The organism is Variovorax paradoxus (assembly GCF_009498455.1).
GTDB classification, from domain to species: Bacteria; Pseudomonadota; Gammaproteobacteria; order Burkholderiales; family Burkholderiaceae_C; genus Variovorax; species Variovorax paradoxus_H.
In genome coordinates, this window is record NZ_CP045644.1 from 5,203,011 (window position 1) to 5,221,448 (window position 18,438).

The window sequence follows — 18,438 nt, forward strand, 5'->3', positions numbered from 1 at the left end:
TGAAAATCTTGGGCAGAATTCTCGCATGCGAGGTTGGCTGCTCTGGATGTTGGCGCTCCTGGCGCTGCCCTCGTGGGCAGCGCACGGACTGGGCATGGGTTACGAACCCAAGTACCCGGCGTCGTTCACGCATTTCGACTACGTGAATCCCAACGCGCCGAAGGGCGGCGACCTCACGTTGTCGGCCGCCGGCGGCTTCGACAAGCTCAACCCCTTCACCTTGCGCGGCGTGCCCCCGGTGGGCATGGGCTACAGCGCCAACGGCTTCGTGTTCTCGGAGTACGGCCTGCTCTTCGACTCGCTGACCACGCCGAGCGAGGACGAGCCTTTCTCGCAGTACGGCCTGCTGGCCGAAGACATCCAGCTGGCGCCCGACCGCCTCAGCGTCACGTTCCGGCTGAATCCCAAGGCGCGGTTTTCCGACGGCTCGCCGGTGCTCGCGAAAGACGTGAAGTACTCCTTCGACACCCTGCGCAGCAAGGCGGCCGGGCCGACCTTCCGCTCGTATTGGGCCGACATCAAGGAGGCCGTGGTGACAGGCGAGCGCACCATCCGCTTCGACTTCGTGCGCCAGAACGCCGAACTGCACATGATCATCGGCGGACTGCCGGTGTTCTCCAGCGCCTGGGGCAAGGGCAAGCCCTTCGACCAGATCGTGACCGAGCCGCCGATCGCGAGCGGGCCTTACGCGGTGGACAAGGTCGACTACGGCAAGTTCATCTCGTACCGCCGGCGCCCGGACTACTGGGCCGCCAACCTGCCGGTGCGCAAGGGGATGTTCAACTACGACACGGTGTCGTACCAGTACTTCAAGGACTCGCTCGGCGAGGAAGAATCGCTCAAGGCCGGCGCGCTCGACGCGATGGAGGAGCGCTCGATCATCGCGTGGGTGCGTCGCTACAAGGGACGCCGCTTCGACTCCGGCGAGCTGGTCAAGGAAGAGATCGATCACCGCCGCTTCACTGGCATGCAGGGCCTGGCGCCCAACCTGCGGCAGCCCCGCTTCGCCGATATGCGTGTGCGCAGGGCGCTGGCGCTGGCCTTCGATTTCGACTGGCTCAACGCCCACCTGTTCTACGGACGCCGCGGGCGCACGCAGAGCTACTTCCAGAACAGCAACGACCTCATGGCCCAGCCCACGGTCAGCCCCGAGGAGCAGGCGCTGATCGACAAGCTCAAGACCAAACAGCGCTACATCGACAACACCCAGGGCGAACTGCCGCGTCCCGACAGCAGCGGCGACACCGCCGATGGCCTGCGGCGCAACCTCGTGAAGGCGCAAGAACTGCTGAAGGAGGCCGGCTGGACCTACCGCGACGGCGCGCTGCGCGACAAGGCCGGCACGCCGTTCGTGATCACCATCGACATTGCCGACCGCAGCTCCAACGTGGTGCTGGCGCCGTATGCGCGCAACCTCGGCAAGCTGGGCATCCGGCTGGAGTACCGCCTGCGCGATCCGAGCCTTTTGAAAAAGAAGCTGGATGACTTCGACTTCGACATGGCCATCAGCCTCGTGGGCGGCTCATCGAGCCCCGGCAACGAGCTGTACGACGACTTCGGCTCGAAATCGGCGAGCGAGAAGGGCAGCCAGAATCTGAGCGGCATCAGCGATCCGGTGGTCGACGAGATCGTCGAGGTGATCGTCAACAGCCATGACCGCGCCTCGCTCGCAGCGGCCGCGCGGCTGCTGGACCGCTACCTGCTCCACCAGCACTACGTGACCCCGATGTACTACGGCAAGCAGTATTTCATTGCCCACAAGCGCAAGCTGCGCCGACCGGACGCGCCCCTGCCGCAGCGCCTGCTGGCAGGCTCGGCGATGCTGACGATGTGGTGGATCGACCCGAGCGCCAAGTAAAAGAACACCCATGGCCGCCTACCTGATCCGACGCCTCCTGCTGATCGTTCCCACGCTGTTCGGCGTGCTGTTGCTCAACTTCGCCATCGTGCAGTTCGTGCCGGGCGGTCCGGCCGAGCAACTGCTTTCGCAACTCACCAACAAAGAGAACCGCATCTCCGGCGGCCCCACCGGCCGCACGCTCGACGCCAAGCAGGTGGCCGAGATCAAGGCGCTCTACGGCTTCGACAAGCCGGCCCCCGAGCGCTTCTGGCAGATGCTCAAGCAGTTCGCGCGCTTCGACCTGGGCAAGAGCTTCTTCCAGAGCAAGGACGTGTGGCAGCTCATCAAGGAGAAGCTGCCGGTGTCGATCAGCCTGGGGCTGTGGACCTTCTTCATCAGCTACCTCATCGCGGTGCCGCTGGGGGTGGCCAAGGCGGTGCGCGCGGGCTCGCGCTTCGACTTCTTCACGACGCTGCTGGTGCTCGTCGGCTACGCCATTCCGGGCTTTGTGCTGGGCGTGGCGCTGCTGGTGATTTTCGGCGGTCAGCTGCAGTGGTTTCCGCTGCGGGGGCTGACCTCGCCGAACTGGGAGTCTTTGAGCTGGGGCGCCCGCATTGTCGATTACCTGTGGCACATCACCTTGCCGGTGACGGCCATGGTGCTGGGCAGCTTCGCGATCACCGCGATGCTCACCAAGAACTCCTTCCTCGAGGAGATCCGCAAGCAGTACGTGCTGACGGCGCGCGCCAAGGGGCTGGCCGAGCGGCAGGTGCTGTGGAAGCACGTGTTCCGCAACGCGCTGATCCCGATCATCACGGGCTTTCCGACGGCGTTCATCGGCGCCTTCTTCTCGGGCGCGCTGCTCATCGAGACGCTGTTCTCGCTCGACGGCATGGGCCTGCTCAGCTACGAGAGCGTGCTGCGGCGCGACTACCCGGTGTTTCTGGGCACGCTTTACTTGTTCACGCTGATCGGGCTGGTGACCAAGCTCATTTCCGATCTTTGCTACGTCTGGGTCGATCCGAGGGTGAAGTTTGACTGAAGCCGCCGCCGTGTCCGTGAGCCCCGGGCGCCGTGCCTGGCGCCGTTTTCGCCGCAACCCGCTGGGGTTCTGGAGCCTCGTCGTCTTCTCGACGCTGGTGGTGCTGAGCCTGTTCGCCGACGTGCTCTCCACCGACAGGCCGCTGGTGGTGCGCTATGAAGGCCAGACCTATTTCCCTGTGCTGCGCGACTATTCCGAGAAGACCTTCGGCGGCGACTTCGAAACGCCCGCCGACTACCTCGACCCCTTCATCGAGCAGCGCATCACCCAGGGCGACAACTGGGCGCTGTATGCGCCCAATCGCTACGGCCCGGCCACGCTCAACTACTTCTCGAAGCCACCGAACCCGGCTGCGCCCTCGCATGAGAACCTGCTCGGCACCGACGAGCGCGGGCGCGACCTGCTGGCCCAGCTGATCTACGGCTTTCGCGTGAGCGTGCTGTTCGCGCTGGCGCTCACGGTGGTCGGCGTGGTGCTGGGCATCGCGACCGGTGCCGTGCAGGGCTTCTTCGGCGGCAAGATCGACCTGACCTTCCAGCGCCTCATCGAGATCTGGAGCGCGATGCCCGAGCTGTACCTGCTGATCATCTTCAGCGCGATCTTCACGCCCAGCGTGTCGCTGCTCTTGATCTTGCTGAGCCTGTTCGGCTGGATGGGACTGTCGGACTACGTGCGCGCCGAGTTCCTGCGCAATCGCCAGATGGATTACGTGCGCGCCGCACGGGCGCTCGGCGTGGGCAACCTGCAGATCATGTGGCGCCACATCCTGCCCAACAGCATGGTGCCGGTCGTCACCTTCCTGCCGTTCCGCATGAGCGCGGCCATCCTCGCGCTGACCTCGCTCGACTTCCTCGGGCTCGGCGTTCCGCCCGGCACGCCGTCGCTCGGCGAACTGCTGAGCCAGGGCAAGGGGAACATCGACGCTTGGTGGATTTCGCTGTCCACCTTCTGCGTGCTGGTCGTCACGCTGATGCTGCTGACCTTCATGGGCGACGCGCTGCGCGATGCGCTCGACCCGCGGAAGGCCGACAAATGACGACGATGCGCGACACGAACAACAAACCCCTGCTCGACGTGAAGGGACTGAGCGTCTCGTTCGGCGGCAAGCCGGTGGTGCACAGCATCGACCTGCAGATCGCGGCGGGCGAAAAGCTCGCGCTGGTCGGCGAGTCGGGCTCGGGCAAGACCGTCACGGCACTCTCGCTGCTGCGGTTGGTGCAGAACGCCGATCTCGCCGGCGTGGCGACCCTGTCGGGTTCGCAAGACCAGCACGGTGCGCGCGACCTGCTGTCGATTCCGGAGCGCGAACTGCGCGGCATCCGCGGCAAGGAGATCGCGATGATCTTCCAGGAGCCGATGACCGCGCTCAATGCGCTGTACACCGTGGGCGATCAGATCGCCGAGGTGCTCGAACTGCACGAAGGGCTGTCGGCCCGCGCCGCGCAAGAGGCGGCCGTGCAGCTGCTGGCCGACACCGGCATTCCCGAACCGGCGCGGCGGGCGAGGGCGTTCCCGCACCAGCTCTCGGGCGGGCAGCGCCAGCGCGCCATGATCGCGATGGCGCTGGCCTGCAAGCCGCGCCTGCTGCTGGCCGACGAGCCGACCACGGCGCTCGACGTCACGGTGCGCGCGCAGATCCTCGAACTGCTGGCCGACCTGCAGCGCAAATACGGCATGGCCGTGCTGCTCATCACCCACGACCTGAATTTGGTGCGCCGTTTCGCCGATCGCGTGGCGGTGATGGAGCGCGGCCACATCGTCGAGCACGGCCCGGTCGATACGGTGTTCGAGGCGCCGCAACACGCGTACACCCGCAAGCTGATCGACAGCCATCCATCGCGCGACGTGGCCGAAGCCGCCGTTGACGGCGCAGCGCCGCCGGTGCTCGAAGCGCGGGCGCTGCGCGTGAGCTATCCGGTGTCGCGCCCCGGTTTTGCGGGCTGGTTCCGCAAGGGCGAGTTCGTCGCCGTGCAGGGCGCTGATTTCCGGATTGCGCCGGGCGAGACGCTGGGCGTGGTCGGCGAATCGGGCTCGGGCAAGTCGACGCTGGCGCTGGCCGCGTTGGGCCTGCTCAAGCACCAGGGCGAGCTGCAGGTGACGGGGAAGGGCTGGGCGGTGGACCGCGCCTCCGACCTCGCGCTGCGCCGCACGATGCAGGTGGTGTTCCAGGACCCGTTCTCGTCGCTCTCGCCGCGCATGACGGTGGAGCAGATCGTGGGCGAGGGGCTGCGCGTGCATGCGCCCGAGCTCGACACCGCCGCCCGCAGGGCGCGCGCGCTCGCGGCGCTGGCCGATGTGGGTTTGAGCGAGGCGCAGTTTCCCGCGCTGCTCGACCGCTATCCGCACGAGTTCTCGGGCGGGCAGCGCCAGCGGCTGGCGATCGCCCGGGCGCTCATCGTCGATCCGCGGTTGCTGGTGCTCGACGAGCCCACGAGCGCACTCGACGTGACCATCCAAAAGCAGGTGCTCGGCCTGCTGCAGCGGCTGCAGCGCGAACGAGGGCTGAGCTACCTGCTGATCACGCACGACGTCGAGGTGATCCGCGCGATGGCGCACCAGGTGATCGTGATGAAGGACGGCGCGATCCTCGAATCCGGACCGGCCCTGCGCGTCCTCGACGCCCCCGAGCATCCCTACACGCAAAAGCTGGTGGCCGCGGCGCTGCTGGAATAAAAACACGGAGATCGCACGCAATGTCGGGAATCGGACACGGCCGGCGCGGCGCCTGGCGCGCGGCGCTGGCCTGCATGGTCACGCTGGCAGTGGCCATGGGCCTGGGGCGCTTTGCCTTCACGCCCATGCTGCCCATCATGCTGAGCGAGGGAAAACTCGAGCTGGCCGGCGGTGGGCTATTGGCCTCTCTGAATTACCTGGGCTATTTCTTCGGTGCGGTCAGTTGCGCGGCCATCGGCATCAAGGCGTCGAGCATGGTGCGCGGCGGCCTGCTGGCCACGGCGGCGCTGCTGGTGGGCATGGGGCTGCTGCACAGCTTCATCGGATGGGGCGTGCTGCGCGCAGCGGCCGGGGTGATGAGCGCCTGGGTCTTCGTGTTCGCTTCGGGCTGGGGGCTGCGCCGGCTGGCTGAGACGAATTCGCCCATGCTGGCCGGTGTGATCTACACCGGCCCGGGCATCGGGATCGCCATGACGGGCTTGCTTGGCGGGGCGCTGGGCCGCTGGGGGTCGGAGGCGGGCTGGATTGGCCTCGGTCTGTTGGCCGTGGTGCTGATTGCCGTGATCTGGCGGGTGTTCGACGATGGCGAGCGGGTGGCAACGGCGACCGGCGGGGCGGCTGCCGTCCCGGTCGCGGCCGCTGGCGCCGCCGGATCGGCCTTGGCGCGCAGCGATGCGATCTGGCTGGTCGCTCTCTATGGACTGGCAGGCTTTGGTTACATCATTACTGCCACCTTTCTGCCAGTGATCGCCCGGCAGGCATTGCCCGGATCGCCGTGGCCGGATTTCTTCTGGCCGTTGTTCGGGGCAGCCATCATTCCGGGTGCATTGATCGGCGCCCGCGCCCCGGTGCATTGGGACAACAGGTTGCTGCTGGCCGCCGCCTATGCGTTGCAGGCGCTCGGCGTCGTGTTTTCGGTGGTCTGGCCGACCATTGCAGGTTTTGCAGTGGGTAGCCTGTTGCTCGGCATGCCTTTCACCGCCATCACACTTTTCGCCATGCGGGAGGCGCGCCGGCTGCGCGGCAATGCCGCAGCGGGGCTGATCGGCTATGCCACGGCGTCCTACGGGGTGGGGCAGATCATAGGGCCGCTGTTTGCGGCGCCACTGGCCCAGCGCACCGGCTCTTTCGAGCTGCCTTTGCTGGTGGCTGCCGCCGCATTGGCGCTGGGTGCGGTGCTGTTTGCCGTGGTCTGGTCGAAATACAGGCGCCCGTTGGCCGTTTGAATAGCGGATGCCCTTCATTTATGCACGCGAATAGCATATAATTCGAGGCTCACGACCAAACGGGCGGGTACCAACCGCCCGTTTTTTTTGGTCTATGCATTCTCAAGCAGCAATTATTTGGCGTCGTGGCATCCGTGGTGGGCGGGTGCTGCGGCTTGGGCATTGATTCAGAAGGCGCTTTCAAACACGTGGCATTGCAGCAAACAGTAGAACAAACCGTGGCCGGTCTCGGCTACGACCTGGTCGAGGTCGAGCGCTCGGCCGGTGGATTGCTGCGCGTGACGATTGATTTGCCCTGGACGCCCCCCACCTCGGAAGCTGTGGCGGCCGGCACGCCCGAGCCCTTCGTGACGGTGGAAGACTGCGAAAAGGTGACGCGCCAGCTGCAATTCGCGCTGGAAGTCGATGCGGTCGATTACAAGCGGCTCGAGGTCTCCTCGCCCGGTATCGACCGACCCTTGCGCAATGAACAGGATTTCGAGCGATTCGTGGGTGCGGTGATCGACGTCACCCTCAAGGCGCCCATGGGCGCTGCCGCGGCGGGCCAGGTGTCGGCCACGCGCAAGAAGTTTCGCGGCACGCTGGAGCGTGCGGAGAGCGGTTCGGGCTGGCAGGTCGTCTGGAGCGACGAGGCCAAGGTCAAGCCCGGTCAAAAAGTGAGCAAGAAGCGCGCGCCTGCACCGTTGCATGCGCTGGGCTTCGTATTGGACGAGCTGCGTGATGCGCGGCTCGCGCCGATTGTGGATTTCAAGGGCCGCAAGGCCAAAACCCAACCGGGTTTTTCGGATATTGACGACGGAACGAGTGTTCCGGACTGAACAAGAGGAGTGGTGGCATGAATCGCGAAATGTTGATGTTGGTGGATGCGATCTCGCGCGAGAAGAACGTCGAGCGCGACGTGGTCTTCGGCGCGGTCGAATCCGCACTGGCGCAAGCCACCAAGAAGCTCCATCAGGGTGATGTGGATATCCGCGTGGCAGTCGATCGCGACAGCGGCGACTACGAAACTTTCCGTCGTTGGCACGTCGTTCCCGACGAAGCCGGCCTGCAGCTGCCCGACCAGGAGATCCTGCTCTTCGAGGCCAAGGAAGAGATGTCCGATATCGAAGTCGGCGAGTACATCGAGGAAGCGGTGGACTCGGTGCCGATCGGCCGCATCGGCGCCATGGCTGCCAAGCAGGTGATCCTGCAGAAGATTCGCGACGCCGAGCGCGAGATGCTGCTCAACGACTTCATGTCGCGCGGCGACAAGATCTTCGTGGGCACCGTCAAGCGCCTGGACAAGGGCGACATCATCGTGGAAGCCGGGCGCGTCGAAGGCCGCCTGCGCCGCAGCGAGATGATCGCCAAGGAAAACCTGCGCAATGGCGACCGCGTGCGGGCCATGATCATGGAGGTCGACCTGACGCTGCGCGGCGCGCCGATCATCCTGTCGCGCTCGGCCCCCGAGTTCATGATCGAGCTGTTCCGCCAGGAAGTGCCCGAGATCGAGCAAGGCCTGCTCGAAATCAAGAGCTGCGCCCGCGACCCCGGTTCGCGCGCCAAGATCGCCGTGCTCTCGCATGACAAGCGTGTCGACCCGATCGGCACCTGCGTCGGCGTGCGCGGCACCCGCGTCAACGCCGTCACGAACGAACTCGCCGGCGAGCGCGTGGACATCGTGCTGTGGAGCGAAGACCCGGCCCAGTTCGTGATCGGCGCCCTGGCACCCGCAAACGTCTCGTCGATCGTGGTCGACGAAGAAAAGCACGCCATGGACGTGGTGGTCGACGAGGAAAACCTCGCCATCGCCATCGGCCGCGGCGGCCAGAACGTGCGCCTGGCTTCCGACCTCACCGGTTGGAAGATCAACATCATGGACGCGAACGAGTCGGCCCAGAAGCAGGCCGTCGAGACCGATGCCAGCCGCAAGCTCTTCATGGAAAAGCTCGATGTCGACGAGGAAATCGCCGACATCCTGATTTCGGAAGGTTTCAACAGCCTCGAAGAAGTGGCCTACGTGCCGATTTCCGAGATGCTTGAGATCGAGGCCTTCGACGAAGACACCATCAATGAGCTGCGCGCCCGTGCAAAGGATGCGCTGCTGACCATGGAAATCGCCAAGGAAGAAGGTGTCGAGACCGTTTCGCAGAACCTGCGCGACCTCGAAGGCCTCAATCCCGACCTGATTCCGCAGCTGGCTGAAGCGGGTGTGAACACCCGTGACGACCTGGCCGACCTCGCGGTCGATGAACTCACCGAAATCACCGGCCTGAGCGCCGATGACGCCAAAGCCCTCATCTTGAAAGCCCGCGAACATTGGTTCGCCGGCCAAGAGTGACGGTATGGAGGCACGAAAGCAATATGTCCAGTACCACTGTCGCCGAGTTCGCGAACGAGCTCAAGAAGACTCCCGAAACCTTGCTTGACCAGCTCAAGAGCGCAGGCGTGCCCAAAGCGGCCGCCACCGATGCACTCACGGAGGCCGACAAGCAGCGCTTGCTCGGTTTCCTGAAGGCCAGCCACGGCACGGCCGAGCCGGAGCGCAAGAAGATCACGCTGACCAAGAAGTCGACCAGCGAGATCAAGCAGGCCGATGCCACCGGCCGCGCCCGCACCATCCAGGTCGAGGTGCGCAAGAAGCGCACCTTCATCCAGCGTGATGAGGGTCACCCGGCCACGGCCGAGAGCTCGCAGCAGCAGGCGGCCGAAACGTCGGCGGCACCGAGCGCACCTCAGATCGACGAAGCCGAACTGGCCCGTCGCGAGGAAGACGCACGCCGCCAGGCCGAGCTGATCCGCCGCCAGGAAGAAGAGCTGGCCGAGAAGCGTCGACAGCGCGAAGAAACCGAAGCCCGCGAACGCGAGCAGGCCGAGAAGGCCGAGCGCGCAGAGCAGGCCGAGCAGGAAGCTGCACGTCTCAACGCCGAGAAGAAGGCCGCTGAAGCCGCTGCTGCGTCCGCCAAGGAAGCTGCGAAGCAGCCGGTGGCTGCCCCCGCCGCGCCGGCCGCCGTTGCCGCCGCCGCCGCTGCCGCGGAAACCGCTGCCGCCGCTGAAAAGCAGGCTGCCGACACGAAGCTGGCCGCGCAAAACGCTGCGAACCAGGCCAAGGAAGACGCCAAGGCCAAGGCCGCTGCTGAATCGAAGGCCCGTGCCGACGAAGAGGCTGCCCGCGCCAAGGACCTCGACGAGCGTCGCCGCAAGGCCCTCGCCGAAGCCGAGGCCATCCGCGCCATGATGAACGCACCGGCCCGCGTGCTGGTGCCGCACAAGGCGCCCGAGAAGCCGCAACCCGAAAAGTCGGCGGTCAAGGGCACGCTGCACAAGCCGGCCACGCCGCCCGCACGTCCTGGCGCGCCTGCCGCGGCAGGCGCAGCGGCAGCACCCGGCGCAGCCGGTGCAGGCAAGGAAGTCAAGTCCGCCAAGCTCTCGTCGAGCTGGGCCGGCGATCCTGCCAAGAAGAAGGAAATCAAGACCCGTGGCGATGCCAGCGGCGGTGTCGGTCGCGGCAACTGGCGCGGAGGCCCGCGCGGCCGTCGCGGCAACGACCGTGGCGGTCACGACGAGCAGCACGCACCGGCCGCACCGGTCGAGGCGCGCATTCTGGAAGTGCACGTGCCCGAGACCATCACGGTCGCCGAGCTCGCGCACAAGATGGCCGTGAAGGCACAGGAAGTCATCAAGCAGCTGATGAAGCTGGGCATGATGGCGACCATCAACCAGTCGCTCGACCAGGACACCGCGATGATCATCGTGGAGGAAATGGGCCACAACGCGGTGGTTGCCGCGCTGGACGACCCGGAAGCCTTCACCGACGAGGACGTGTCGGCGCAACAGGCCGAAGCCCTGCCGCGCGCACCGGTCGTGACCGTCATGGGTCACGTCGACCACGGCAAGACCTCGCTGCTGGACTACATCCGCCGCGCCAAGGTCGCTGCGGGCGAAGCCGGTGGCATCACGCAGCACATCGGTGCGTACCACGTCGAAACCGAACGCGGCATGGTGTCGTTCCTCGACACCCCGGGTCACGAGGCGTTCACCGCCATGCGTGCCCGCGGTGCGCAGGCCACCGACATCGTGATCCTGGTGGTGGCGGCCGACGACGGCGTCATGCCCCAGACCAAGGAAGCCATCAAGCACGCGAAAGCGGCCGGTGTGCCGATCGTGGTTGCGATCAACAAGGTGGACAAGCCCGACGCCAACCTGGACCGCGTGAAGCAGGAACTGGTGGCCGAAGAAGTCGTGCCTGAAGAGTACGGCGGCGACGTGCCGTTCGTGCCCGTGTCCGCCAAGACGGGCCAAGGCATCGACGACCTGCTCGAGCAGGTGCTGTTGCAGGCCGAAGTGCTGGAACTCAAGGCGCCGGTCGAAGCCGCCGCCAAGGGCCTGGTCATCGAAGCGCAGCTCGACAAGGGCCGCGGCCCGGTCGCGACGGTGCTGGTGCAGTCCGGCACGCTCAAGACCGGCGACGTGGTGCTGGCCGGTTCGACCTATGGCCGCGTGCGCGCCATGCTGGACGAAGACGGCAAGGCCACCAAGTCGGCGGGTCCGTCGATCCCGGTCGAAATCCAGGGTCTGACCGAAGTGCCGCAAGCGGGCGACGAGTTCATGGTGATGGCCGACGAGCGCCGTGCGCGCGAAATCGCCACCTACCGTGCCGGCAAGTTCCGCAACACGAAGCTGGCGAAGGCGCAAGCCGCGAACCTGCAGAACATGTTCACCGACCTGTCGGCGGGTGAAGTGCAGACGCTGCGCATCATCATCAAGGCCGACGTGCAGGGCTCGCAGGAAGCACTGGCCCAGTCGCTGCTCAAGCTGGCGACCGAAGAAGTCAAGGTGCAGATCGTGTACGCCGGCGTCGGCGGCATCAGCGAAAGCGACATCAACCTCGCGATCGCGTCGAAGGCTGTGGTCATCGGCTTCAATGTGCGGGCCGATTCCGGTGCGCGCAAGCTGGCCGAAGGCAACGGCGTGCAGCTGAACTACTACAGCATCATTTACGACGCCGTCGACGAGATCAAGGTCGCGATGTCGGGCATGCTGGCACCGGAGCGCCGCGAAGAGATCATCGGCTCGGCCGAGATCCGCACGGTGTTCGTGGCCTCGAAGATCGGCACCGTGGCCGGCTCGTACGTCACTTCGGGCTCGGTCAACCGCAGCGCGCATTTCCGCCTGCTGCGCGACAACGTGGTGATCTACACCGGCGAAGTCGATTCGATCAAGCGCATGAAGGACGATGTCCGCGAAGTCCGCGAAGGTTTTGAGTGCGGTATCAAGCTCAAGAACTACAACGACATCAAGGAAGGCGATCAGCTCGAGTTCTTCGAAATCAAGGAGATTGCGCGTACGTTGTGACGCGCGCCGCGATATCGAGCTCATTGCCGCGTTGCAGCCGTCTTGCCGTACTGAAGTACTGTCTGCGACGGCGCGCCTTGCACTGAGCCCGATCTCGCGACGCTAGTGATTGATCAAATGCCCAAAAGAAAAGCAGCCGCACCCAACCGTGCCTTCAAGGTCGCCGATCAGATCCAGCGCGATCTGACGGAACTGATCGCGCGCGAGTTGAAGGACCCGCGCGTGGGCATGGTCACGATCCAGGCGGTCGAGGTCACGCCCGACTATGCGCATGCGAAGATCTTCTTCAGCCTGCTCACAGGCGATGTGGCCGAGACCACGGAAGCGCTGAACCAGGCCGCAGGCTTCCTGCGCAACGGCCTGTTCAAGCGCCTGCACATCCACACCGTGCCGACGCTGCACTTCCTGTTCGACCGCACCACCGAGCGCGCGGCCGACATGAATGCGCTCATCGCACAGGCCGTTGCTTCGCGCTCGAAAGACGAATAGCGATGAACGCGCCACGCACACGGGTGCAGCGGCGCCCTGTGCATGGGGTGTTGCTGCTCGACAAGCCGCTGGGTTTTTCCAGCAACCAGGCCTTGCAAAAGGCCAAGTGGTTGCTGCGCGCCGAAAAAGCGGGCCACACCGGCACGCTCGATCCGCTCGCCACAGGCGTGCTGCCGCTTTGTTTCGGCGCCGCCACCAAATTCAGTCAACTCCACCTCGACGCCGACAAGACGTACGAGGCGATTGCGCGCCTGGGCGTCAAGACGTCCACCGGTGACGCCGAAGGCGAGGTGATCGCCGAACGCCCGGTGCAGGTGTCGCCAGAAGACCTGGCCCGCGTCGAGGCCCAATTCACCGGCCCGATCCGTCAGGTGCCGCCGATGCACAGTGCGCTCAAGAAAGACGGCAAGGCGCTGTACGAGTACGCACGCGAAGGCATCGAGATCGAGCGCGCGCCGCGCGATGTCGTCATCTACAAGCTCGCGCTGACGCGGCTGGACGACACAAGCATCCGCATTGTTGCGAGCGTGAGCAAGGGCACCTACATTCGCACCCTGGGCGAGGACATCGGCGAGGCATTGGGCTGCGGCGTGCACCTGAGCTTCCTGCGCCGCACGGCCACCGGCGGTTTCGGCGAGGCGCAGTGCGTCACGATCGAGGCGCTCGAGGCCATGACCGAAGACGAGCGCCTGGCACGCCTGTTGCCTGCCGAAGCGCTGGTCGAGGGCCACAGCCGCGTCACGCTCGCCGCCGAAGATGCGGCACGTTTTCTTTCGGGCCTGCGCCGCCGCGGCGGCTGGGCCGATGCCGAAGCGGTGGCCGTGTTCGGCACCGACCCGCAGGCGTTCCTGGGCACCGCCCATGTGAGCGCCGGCGAACTGATCCCGGGGCGCTTGCTGAACCCCATCGAAATTCAGCAAATTCTTTTGAACGCACCACAGACCGAAGCGACACCATGAGTACCAAGCAAATCCGCAATATCGCCATCATTGCCCACGTGGACCATGGCAAGACCACCATGGTCGACCAGCTGCTGCGCCAGTCGGGCACCTTCGCCGAACACGAGAAGGTCGTCGACACGGTGATGGACAACAACGCCATCGAAAAGGAACGTGGCATCACGATCCTGGCCAAGAACTGCGCCGTGACCTGGGAAGGCACGCACATCAACATCGTCGACACCCCGGGCCACGCGGACTTCGGCGGTGAAGTGGAACGCGCGCTGTCGATGGTCGACGGCGTGGTGCTGCTGATCGACGCGCAGGAAGGCCCGATGCCCCAGACGCGTTTCGTGACCAAGAAGGCACTGGCCCTGGGCCTGAAGCCGATCCTGGTCGTGAACAAGGTCGACAAGCCGGGTGCCAACCCCGACAAGGTCGTCAACGCCGCTTTCGATCTGTTCGACAAGCTCGGCGCGACCGACGAACAGCTCGACTTCCCCGTGGTGTACGCCTCGGGCATCAACGGCTGGTCGTCGCTCGAAGAAGGCGCAGCCGGTGAGCAGTGGGGCCCCGACATGTCGGCCCTGTTCAACACCATCCTGAAGCACGTGCCGTCGCAAAAGGGTGACCCGAACGCGCCGCTGCAGCTGCAGATTTCCGCGCTCGACTTCTCGACCTTCGTCGGCCGCATCGGCGTGGGCCGCATCAGCCAGGGCACGCTGCGTCCCATGACCGACGTGCTGGTCATGGAAGGTCCGGACGGCAAGACCGTCAAGGGCCGCGTCAACCAGGTGCTGACCTTCCAGGGCCTGGACCGCGTGCAATCGACCGAAGCCGGCCCCGGCGAAATCGTGCTGATCAACGGCATCACCGACATCGGCATCGGCGTCACCGTGACCGACAAGGACAAGCCTGCGCCGCTGCCCATGCTCAAGGTCGACGAACCGACCCTGACCATGAACTTCTGCGTGAACACCAGCCCGCTGGCTGGCCGCGAAGGCAAGTTCGTCACCAGCCGCCAGATCTGGGACCGCCTGCAAAAGGAGCTGCAGCACAACGTGGCACTGCGCGTGAGCGAGACCGACGAAGAAGGCATCTTCGAAGTCATGGGCCGCGGCGAACTGCACCTGACCATCCTGCTGGAAAACATGCGCCGCGAAGGCTATGAAATGGCCGTGTCGAAGCCGCGCGTGGTGTTCCGCACCGTGAACGGCGAGAAGCACGAGCCCATCGAATTGGTCACGGCCGACATCGAGGAAACCCACCAGGGCGGCGTGATGCAGGCATTGGGCGAGCGCAAGGGCGAGCTGGTCAACATGGAACCGGACGGCCGCGGCCGCGTGCGCCTGGAGTACCGCATTCCGGCGCGTGGCCTGATCGGCTTCACGAACGAATTCCTGAATCTGACGCGCGGCTCGGGCCTCATCAGCAACATCTTCGACAGCTACGAAGCCCACAAGGGCGAGATCGGCAGCCGCAAGAACGGCGTGCTGATCTCGATGGACGACGGTGAAATCTTCACCTACGCGCTGGGCAAGCTGGACGACCGCGGCCGCATGTTCGTGAAGGCGAACGATCCGGTGTACGAAGGCATGATCGTCGGCATCCACAGCCGCGACAACGACCTCGTGGTGAACGCCACGCGCACCAAGCAGCTGACCAACTTCCGCGTGAGCGGCAAGGAAGACGCGATCAAGATCACGCCCCCGATCGACCTCACGCTGGAATACGGCGTCGAGTTCATCGAGGACGACGAGCTGGTCGAAATCACGCCCAAGAGCGTGCGCCTGCGCAAGCGTTTCCTGAAGGAAAGCGACCGCAAGCGCGCCGGCCGCGACACGTCGAACGGCTGATCGCCTTCGATCGGCCATGCGCCTGACGCACGGCGCCGCAGTCGGGCTGATGGCCGTCGTGACCCTCATGTGGGGCACGGCGGGCGTCGTCACACGGCACCTCGCGCAGGCCCACAGTTTCGAGATCACCTTCTGGCGCAGCTTCTTCACGATGCTGGCGCTGCTGGTGATCTTGCCGCTTTGGCGGGGGCGCGCGGTGTTCTCGCAGCTTCGCCGAGGCGGGCAGTCGCTCTGGATCTCGGGCGTCTGCTGGGCCGTGATGTTCACGGCCTTCATGGTGGCGCTGACCCTCACCTCCACCGCGAGCGTGCTGGTCACGATGTCGCTCGGGCCGCTCTTCACCGCGCTCGCTGCGCGTCTCTTCATCGGGCACAAGCTGCCCGCACGCACCTGGGCAGCCATCGTGGTCGCCGGGCTGGGCATCGGCTGGATGTACGGCACGCAGCTGCTGGGCGGTGGCGGCGGGTCGCTCGCCGGCACGCTGGTGGCGCTGTGCGTGCCGCTGGCGGGCGCGACGCAATGGACCGTGGTCCAGCATGCGCACGCCAAGGGGCAGGAGGTCGACCTCGTGCCCGCGGTGCTGATTGGCGCCACCATTTCCGCGCTCGTCACTTTGCCGCTGGCCTGGCCGTTCCGCGCCGGCCTGCATGACCTGGGGCTGCTGGCCTTCCTCGGTGTCTTTCAGCTGGCGATTCCCTGCGTGCTCTCGGTGCTGTGCGCGCAGGTTCTCAAGGCGCCCGAGGTGGCGCTGCTGGCATTGCTCGAGGTGATCTTCGGCATCGCATTGGCCTGGCTCGGCGCGGGCGAAACGCCCGCGGCCAGCGTGCTGACGGGCGGCGTGCTGGTGATCGGGGCGCTGGTGTTCAACGAGCTGCTCGCGCTGCGCGGGCGCCGCACCACACTGGCGGACAGCGCGCTGCCGGGCGCGCACTGACCCTCCGCTGGCCCTCAGCGACCGAAGAGGTACCAGCCGATCACGATCACGACGGCCACCACGATCATTCCGAAATTGCGCCAGCTGGCTTGTTGGCTGCGCGCGAACTCTTTGAGCATGTCGGCGGTCTCCTGCTCGTCGGCGGCGACGATCGCCTGAGCCTCGTCGAGGATGCGCCGATGGTCGGCTGCCGTCGCAAAGGCTGGCTCGGCGGCGACACGGGCGCGGAGCGCCTCGAACGGTTCCGTATCGAGCAGACCGTCGGTCACCAGCCAGCCCAGCGCGGGCCCCAGGGCGGCGGGCGCGCCGGTGAGGGGCGCGGCACTCAGCGCCAGGTCGCGGGTCTCGGTGTCGATCAGTCCTTCGTTGAACAGCGCGACCACGGCCTCGTGCGTGATGCCGGTCGTGCCGATCTCCAGCAGGTCCTCCGCGTCCCAGGCGATGTCTTCCGCGTCGGTGAACGCTGCGTCGGCGGGCGACGCGGCTTCGATGCGGTCCACGGCGGCATCGACTTCTTCCTCGGTGATCAGGTTCTTGAGGCGCATCCAGGCCAGTGCATGCGCGGGGCCGGGAATCGGCGGCAGGGCGGGGGCCTCGGGGTGCGCGAGCGCGGCATCGTGCTGCGCGTCAGTGATGAGGCCGTGGGACAAGAGCGCCTGGAAGGCATCCGGGTGGGTGTCGGCAAAAGTCATCGGGCCATTCTGCCGTGGGTGCCCATGAAAAAAGCCCCGGCGGATGCCGAGGCTTGGGTCGCTGAAAGCGCCGGTTCAGACCGACGCCATCACTTCAGCGGCATCAGGGACGGGCGACCTTCCAGGCGCCGTTGGCCACGCCGTCGCCGGTCTTGTCACCGGCCTTGGTGTCCTTGGCCCAGTAGTACAGCGGCCAGCCCTTGTAGGCCCACTGTTTCTTGCCGTCTTCACGCACGACGATGGTGTAGCCGCCCATCGGCTTGGCGGCATCGGCCACGCCGAGCGGCGGCCAGTTGGTGGCGCATTGGCCGTTGCAGGCCGAGGTGCCGGCGTTGGCGGTGTCACGGGCGAAGGTGTAGAGCGTCATGCCGTTCGGGCCGACCAGCACGCCGTCGGCGGTGCGGGTGGGCGTGTCGGGCGCTCCAGCGGTCTTGGTGGACATGCCACCGCAGCCGGCGAGCAGGGCCGCTGCGAGGATCGAGGCGCTGAGCAATTTCATGCAGTTTCTCCTTCAGTTGAAAAATCAATCGCGAAAACAAGCCAGGTGAATGCGCGAACCGGCAGTTTATGCCGTCGCTACGATAACTCGCGGTAGGCCAGGGTCGCGAGTCTCAACAGCGCATCGCGCGGCAGGCGACCGGCCACGGCGTAGCCGAACCCCCGGTCGATCCAGTAAAAGCTCGGCACGGCGCCGTCCGAGGCGAAGCGGAAGGCGGTTTCGCGCGAGGCTGCGGCGTCCGCGGCCTGCGCCTCGAGCGTGCCGATGTAGAGCGTGATGCGTTCGCCCGCCGCATCCTCGAACATGAGCTGGGCGCGCGCGCCCGTTTCGCCGGGCAGCAGGCGCCCGCCGACCAGCGTGTAGCCGAGCGGGGACAGGTCGGGCACCTTGAGCGGATGGTCGAGGCGCTTGGACAGCCACTGCACGAGGTGCTGCTGCTCGGCGGCGGCCACTTCGACGGGGTGCCGTTTTTCGGGCGTGTAGACGACGTGGGCCACCGAGGCGTCGCGGACGAATTCGCGCACGGCCGGTGCGCGGGCCAAGGTCGCGCCAGAGGCGCGCGGCGCGCCCGACCATTGGGCATTGCCGAGCCAGCCCGCGGTGAAGGCGATGAGCAGGCCGGCGGCCATGCCGCCCCAGCGCAGCCAGGGGGCAGAGCGACCGGTCTCGGCACGACGCCGTTCGAGCACGCCCATCAGCGGCGCAGGCGCGGGCTCATCGAGCAGACCGCCATGCAGGCGGCGCAAGGCGTCCCGCTGGGCATGCCAGGCTGCCACGCGGGCCGCCACGGCCGGATCGCGCGCGATGGCATCCTCGACCACTTCACGGCGTTCCGGCGGCAGCTGGCCGTCGACCCAGGCGTGCAGCTCGTCGTCGGTAGGGGGCAGGGTGGGGCGGTTCATGGCGAGAGCTTCA

At 66.2% G+C, this 18,438-nt stretch carries 15 protein-coding genes; 12 read left to right on the forward strand and 3 right to left on the reverse strand.

Features of this window, described 5'->3' with window-relative positions; all coding sequences use genetic code 11:
* Nucleotides 1–25: 25 nt before the first annotated feature.
* From GFK26_RS23990 to GFK26_RS24045, 12 genes are all read left to right on the forward strand, one after another.
* Entirely contained in the window at nt 26–1,858 is a 1,833-nt protein-coding gene (locus GFK26_RS23990) for an extracellular solute-binding protein (RefSeq protein WP_153284179.1), read from the forward strand.
* Nucleotides 1,859–1,868: 10 nt separating this feature from the next.
* Nucleotides 1,869–2,882 carry a microcin C ABC transporter permease YejB gene (locus tag GFK26_RS23995; protein ID WP_062479827.1) on the forward strand — a complete coding sequence of 338 codons (1,014 nt, stop codon included), beginning with the start codon at nt 1,869–1,871 and terminating at the stop codon, nt 2,880–2,882.
* Nucleotides 2,875–3,918 carry an ABC transporter permease gene (locus GFK26_RS24000; protein ID WP_153284180.1) on the forward strand — a complete coding sequence of 348 codons (1,044 nt, stop codon included), beginning with the start codon at nt 2,875–2,877 and terminating at the stop codon, nt 3,916–3,918. The genes GFK26_RS23995 and GFK26_RS24000 overlap by 8 nt, the downstream gene beginning before the upstream one ends.
* A 5-nt stretch (nt 3,919–3,923) precedes the next feature.
* Nucleotides 3,924–5,555, forward strand: a complete 1,632-nt coding sequence (locus GFK26_RS24005) for an ABC transporter ATP-binding protein (RefSeq protein WP_416222573.1) — start codon at nt 3,924–3,926, stop codon at nt 5,553–5,555.
* Nucleotides 5,556–5,575: 20 nt separating this feature from the next.
* Nucleotides 5,576–6,781: a YbfB/YjiJ family MFS transporter gene (locus tag GFK26_RS24010; protein WP_153284182.1), complete on the forward strand. Its 1,206-nt coding sequence runs from the start codon at nt 5,576–5,578 to the stop codon at nt 6,779–6,781.
* 188 nt (nt 6,782–6,969) lie between these two features.
* Nucleotides 6,970–7,599, forward strand: coding sequence for a ribosome maturation factor RimP (gene rimP, locus GFK26_RS24015; protein WP_153284183.1), 630 nt, complete (start codon nt 6,970–6,972; stop codon nt 7,597–7,599).
* 17 nt (nt 7,600–7,616) lie between these two features.
* Nucleotides 7,617–9,101 (forward strand): transcription termination factor NusA, encoded by a 1,485-nt coding sequence (gene nusA / locus GFK26_RS24020; RefSeq protein ID WP_153284184.1) that lies wholly within the window; start codon nt 7,617–7,619, stop codon nt 9,099–9,101.
* Nucleotides 9,102–9,124: 23 nt separating this feature from the next.
* Nucleotides 9,125–12,115 (forward strand): translation initiation factor IF-2, encoded by a 2,991-nt coding sequence (infB, locus tag GFK26_RS24025; protein WP_153284185.1) that lies wholly within the window; start codon nt 9,125–9,127, stop codon nt 12,113–12,115.
* Between the two features lie 117 nt (nt 12,116–12,232).
* On the forward strand, nt 12,233–12,604 hold the full coding sequence (rbfA, locus tag GFK26_RS24030) for a 30S ribosome-binding factor RbfA (protein ID WP_101491678.1): 372 nt from the start codon (nt 12,233–12,235) through the stop codon (nt 12,602–12,604).
* 2 nt (nt 12,605–12,606) lie between these two features.
* On the forward strand, nt 12,607–13,563 hold the full coding sequence (truB, locus tag GFK26_RS24035) for a tRNA pseudouridine(55) synthase TruB (protein WP_153284186.1): 957 nt from the start codon (nt 12,607–12,609) through the stop codon (nt 13,561–13,563).
* Nucleotides 13,560–15,398: a translational GTPase TypA gene (gene typA / locus GFK26_RS24040; RefSeq protein WP_153284187.1), complete on the forward strand. Its 1,839-nt coding sequence runs from the start codon at nt 13,560–13,562 to the stop codon at nt 15,396–15,398. Before truB ends, typA begins: the two co-directional genes overlap by 4 nt.
* Before the next feature lie 16 nt (nt 15,399–15,414).
* On the forward strand, nt 15,415–16,332 hold the full coding sequence (locus GFK26_RS24045; RefSeq protein ID WP_153284188.1) for a DMT family transporter: 918 nt from the start codon (nt 15,415–15,417) through the stop codon (nt 16,330–16,332).
* A 14-nt stretch (nt 16,333–16,346) separates the two neighbouring features.
* On the opposite strand, the gene GFK26_RS24050 is transcribed toward GFK26_RS24045, so the two are convergent.
* The 3 genes from GFK26_RS24050 to GFK26_RS24060 all read right to left on the reverse strand — a co-directional run bounded on the left by GFK26_RS24050 (nt 16,347) and on the right by GFK26_RS24060 (nt 18,425).
* The gene (locus GFK26_RS24050; protein WP_153284189.1) at nt 16,347–17,024 is read right to left on the reverse strand and encodes a hypothetical protein; all 678 of its coding nucleotides are present in this window, start codon (nt 17,022–17,024) and stop codon (nt 16,347–16,349) included.
* Nucleotides 17,025–17,127: 103 nt separating this feature from the next.
* Nucleotides 17,128–17,523, reverse strand: a complete 396-nt coding sequence (locus GFK26_RS24055) for an ATP-binding protein (protein ID WP_119556624.1) — start codon at nt 17,521–17,523, stop codon at nt 17,128–17,130.
* Between the two features lie 77 nt (nt 17,524–17,600).
* Nucleotides 17,601–18,425: an anti-sigma factor family protein gene (locus GFK26_RS24060; RefSeq protein ID WP_153284190.1), complete on the reverse strand. Its 825-nt coding sequence runs from the start codon at nt 18,423–18,425 to the stop codon at nt 17,601–17,603.
* Between the last annotated feature and the right edge of the window lie 13 nt (nt 18,426–18,438).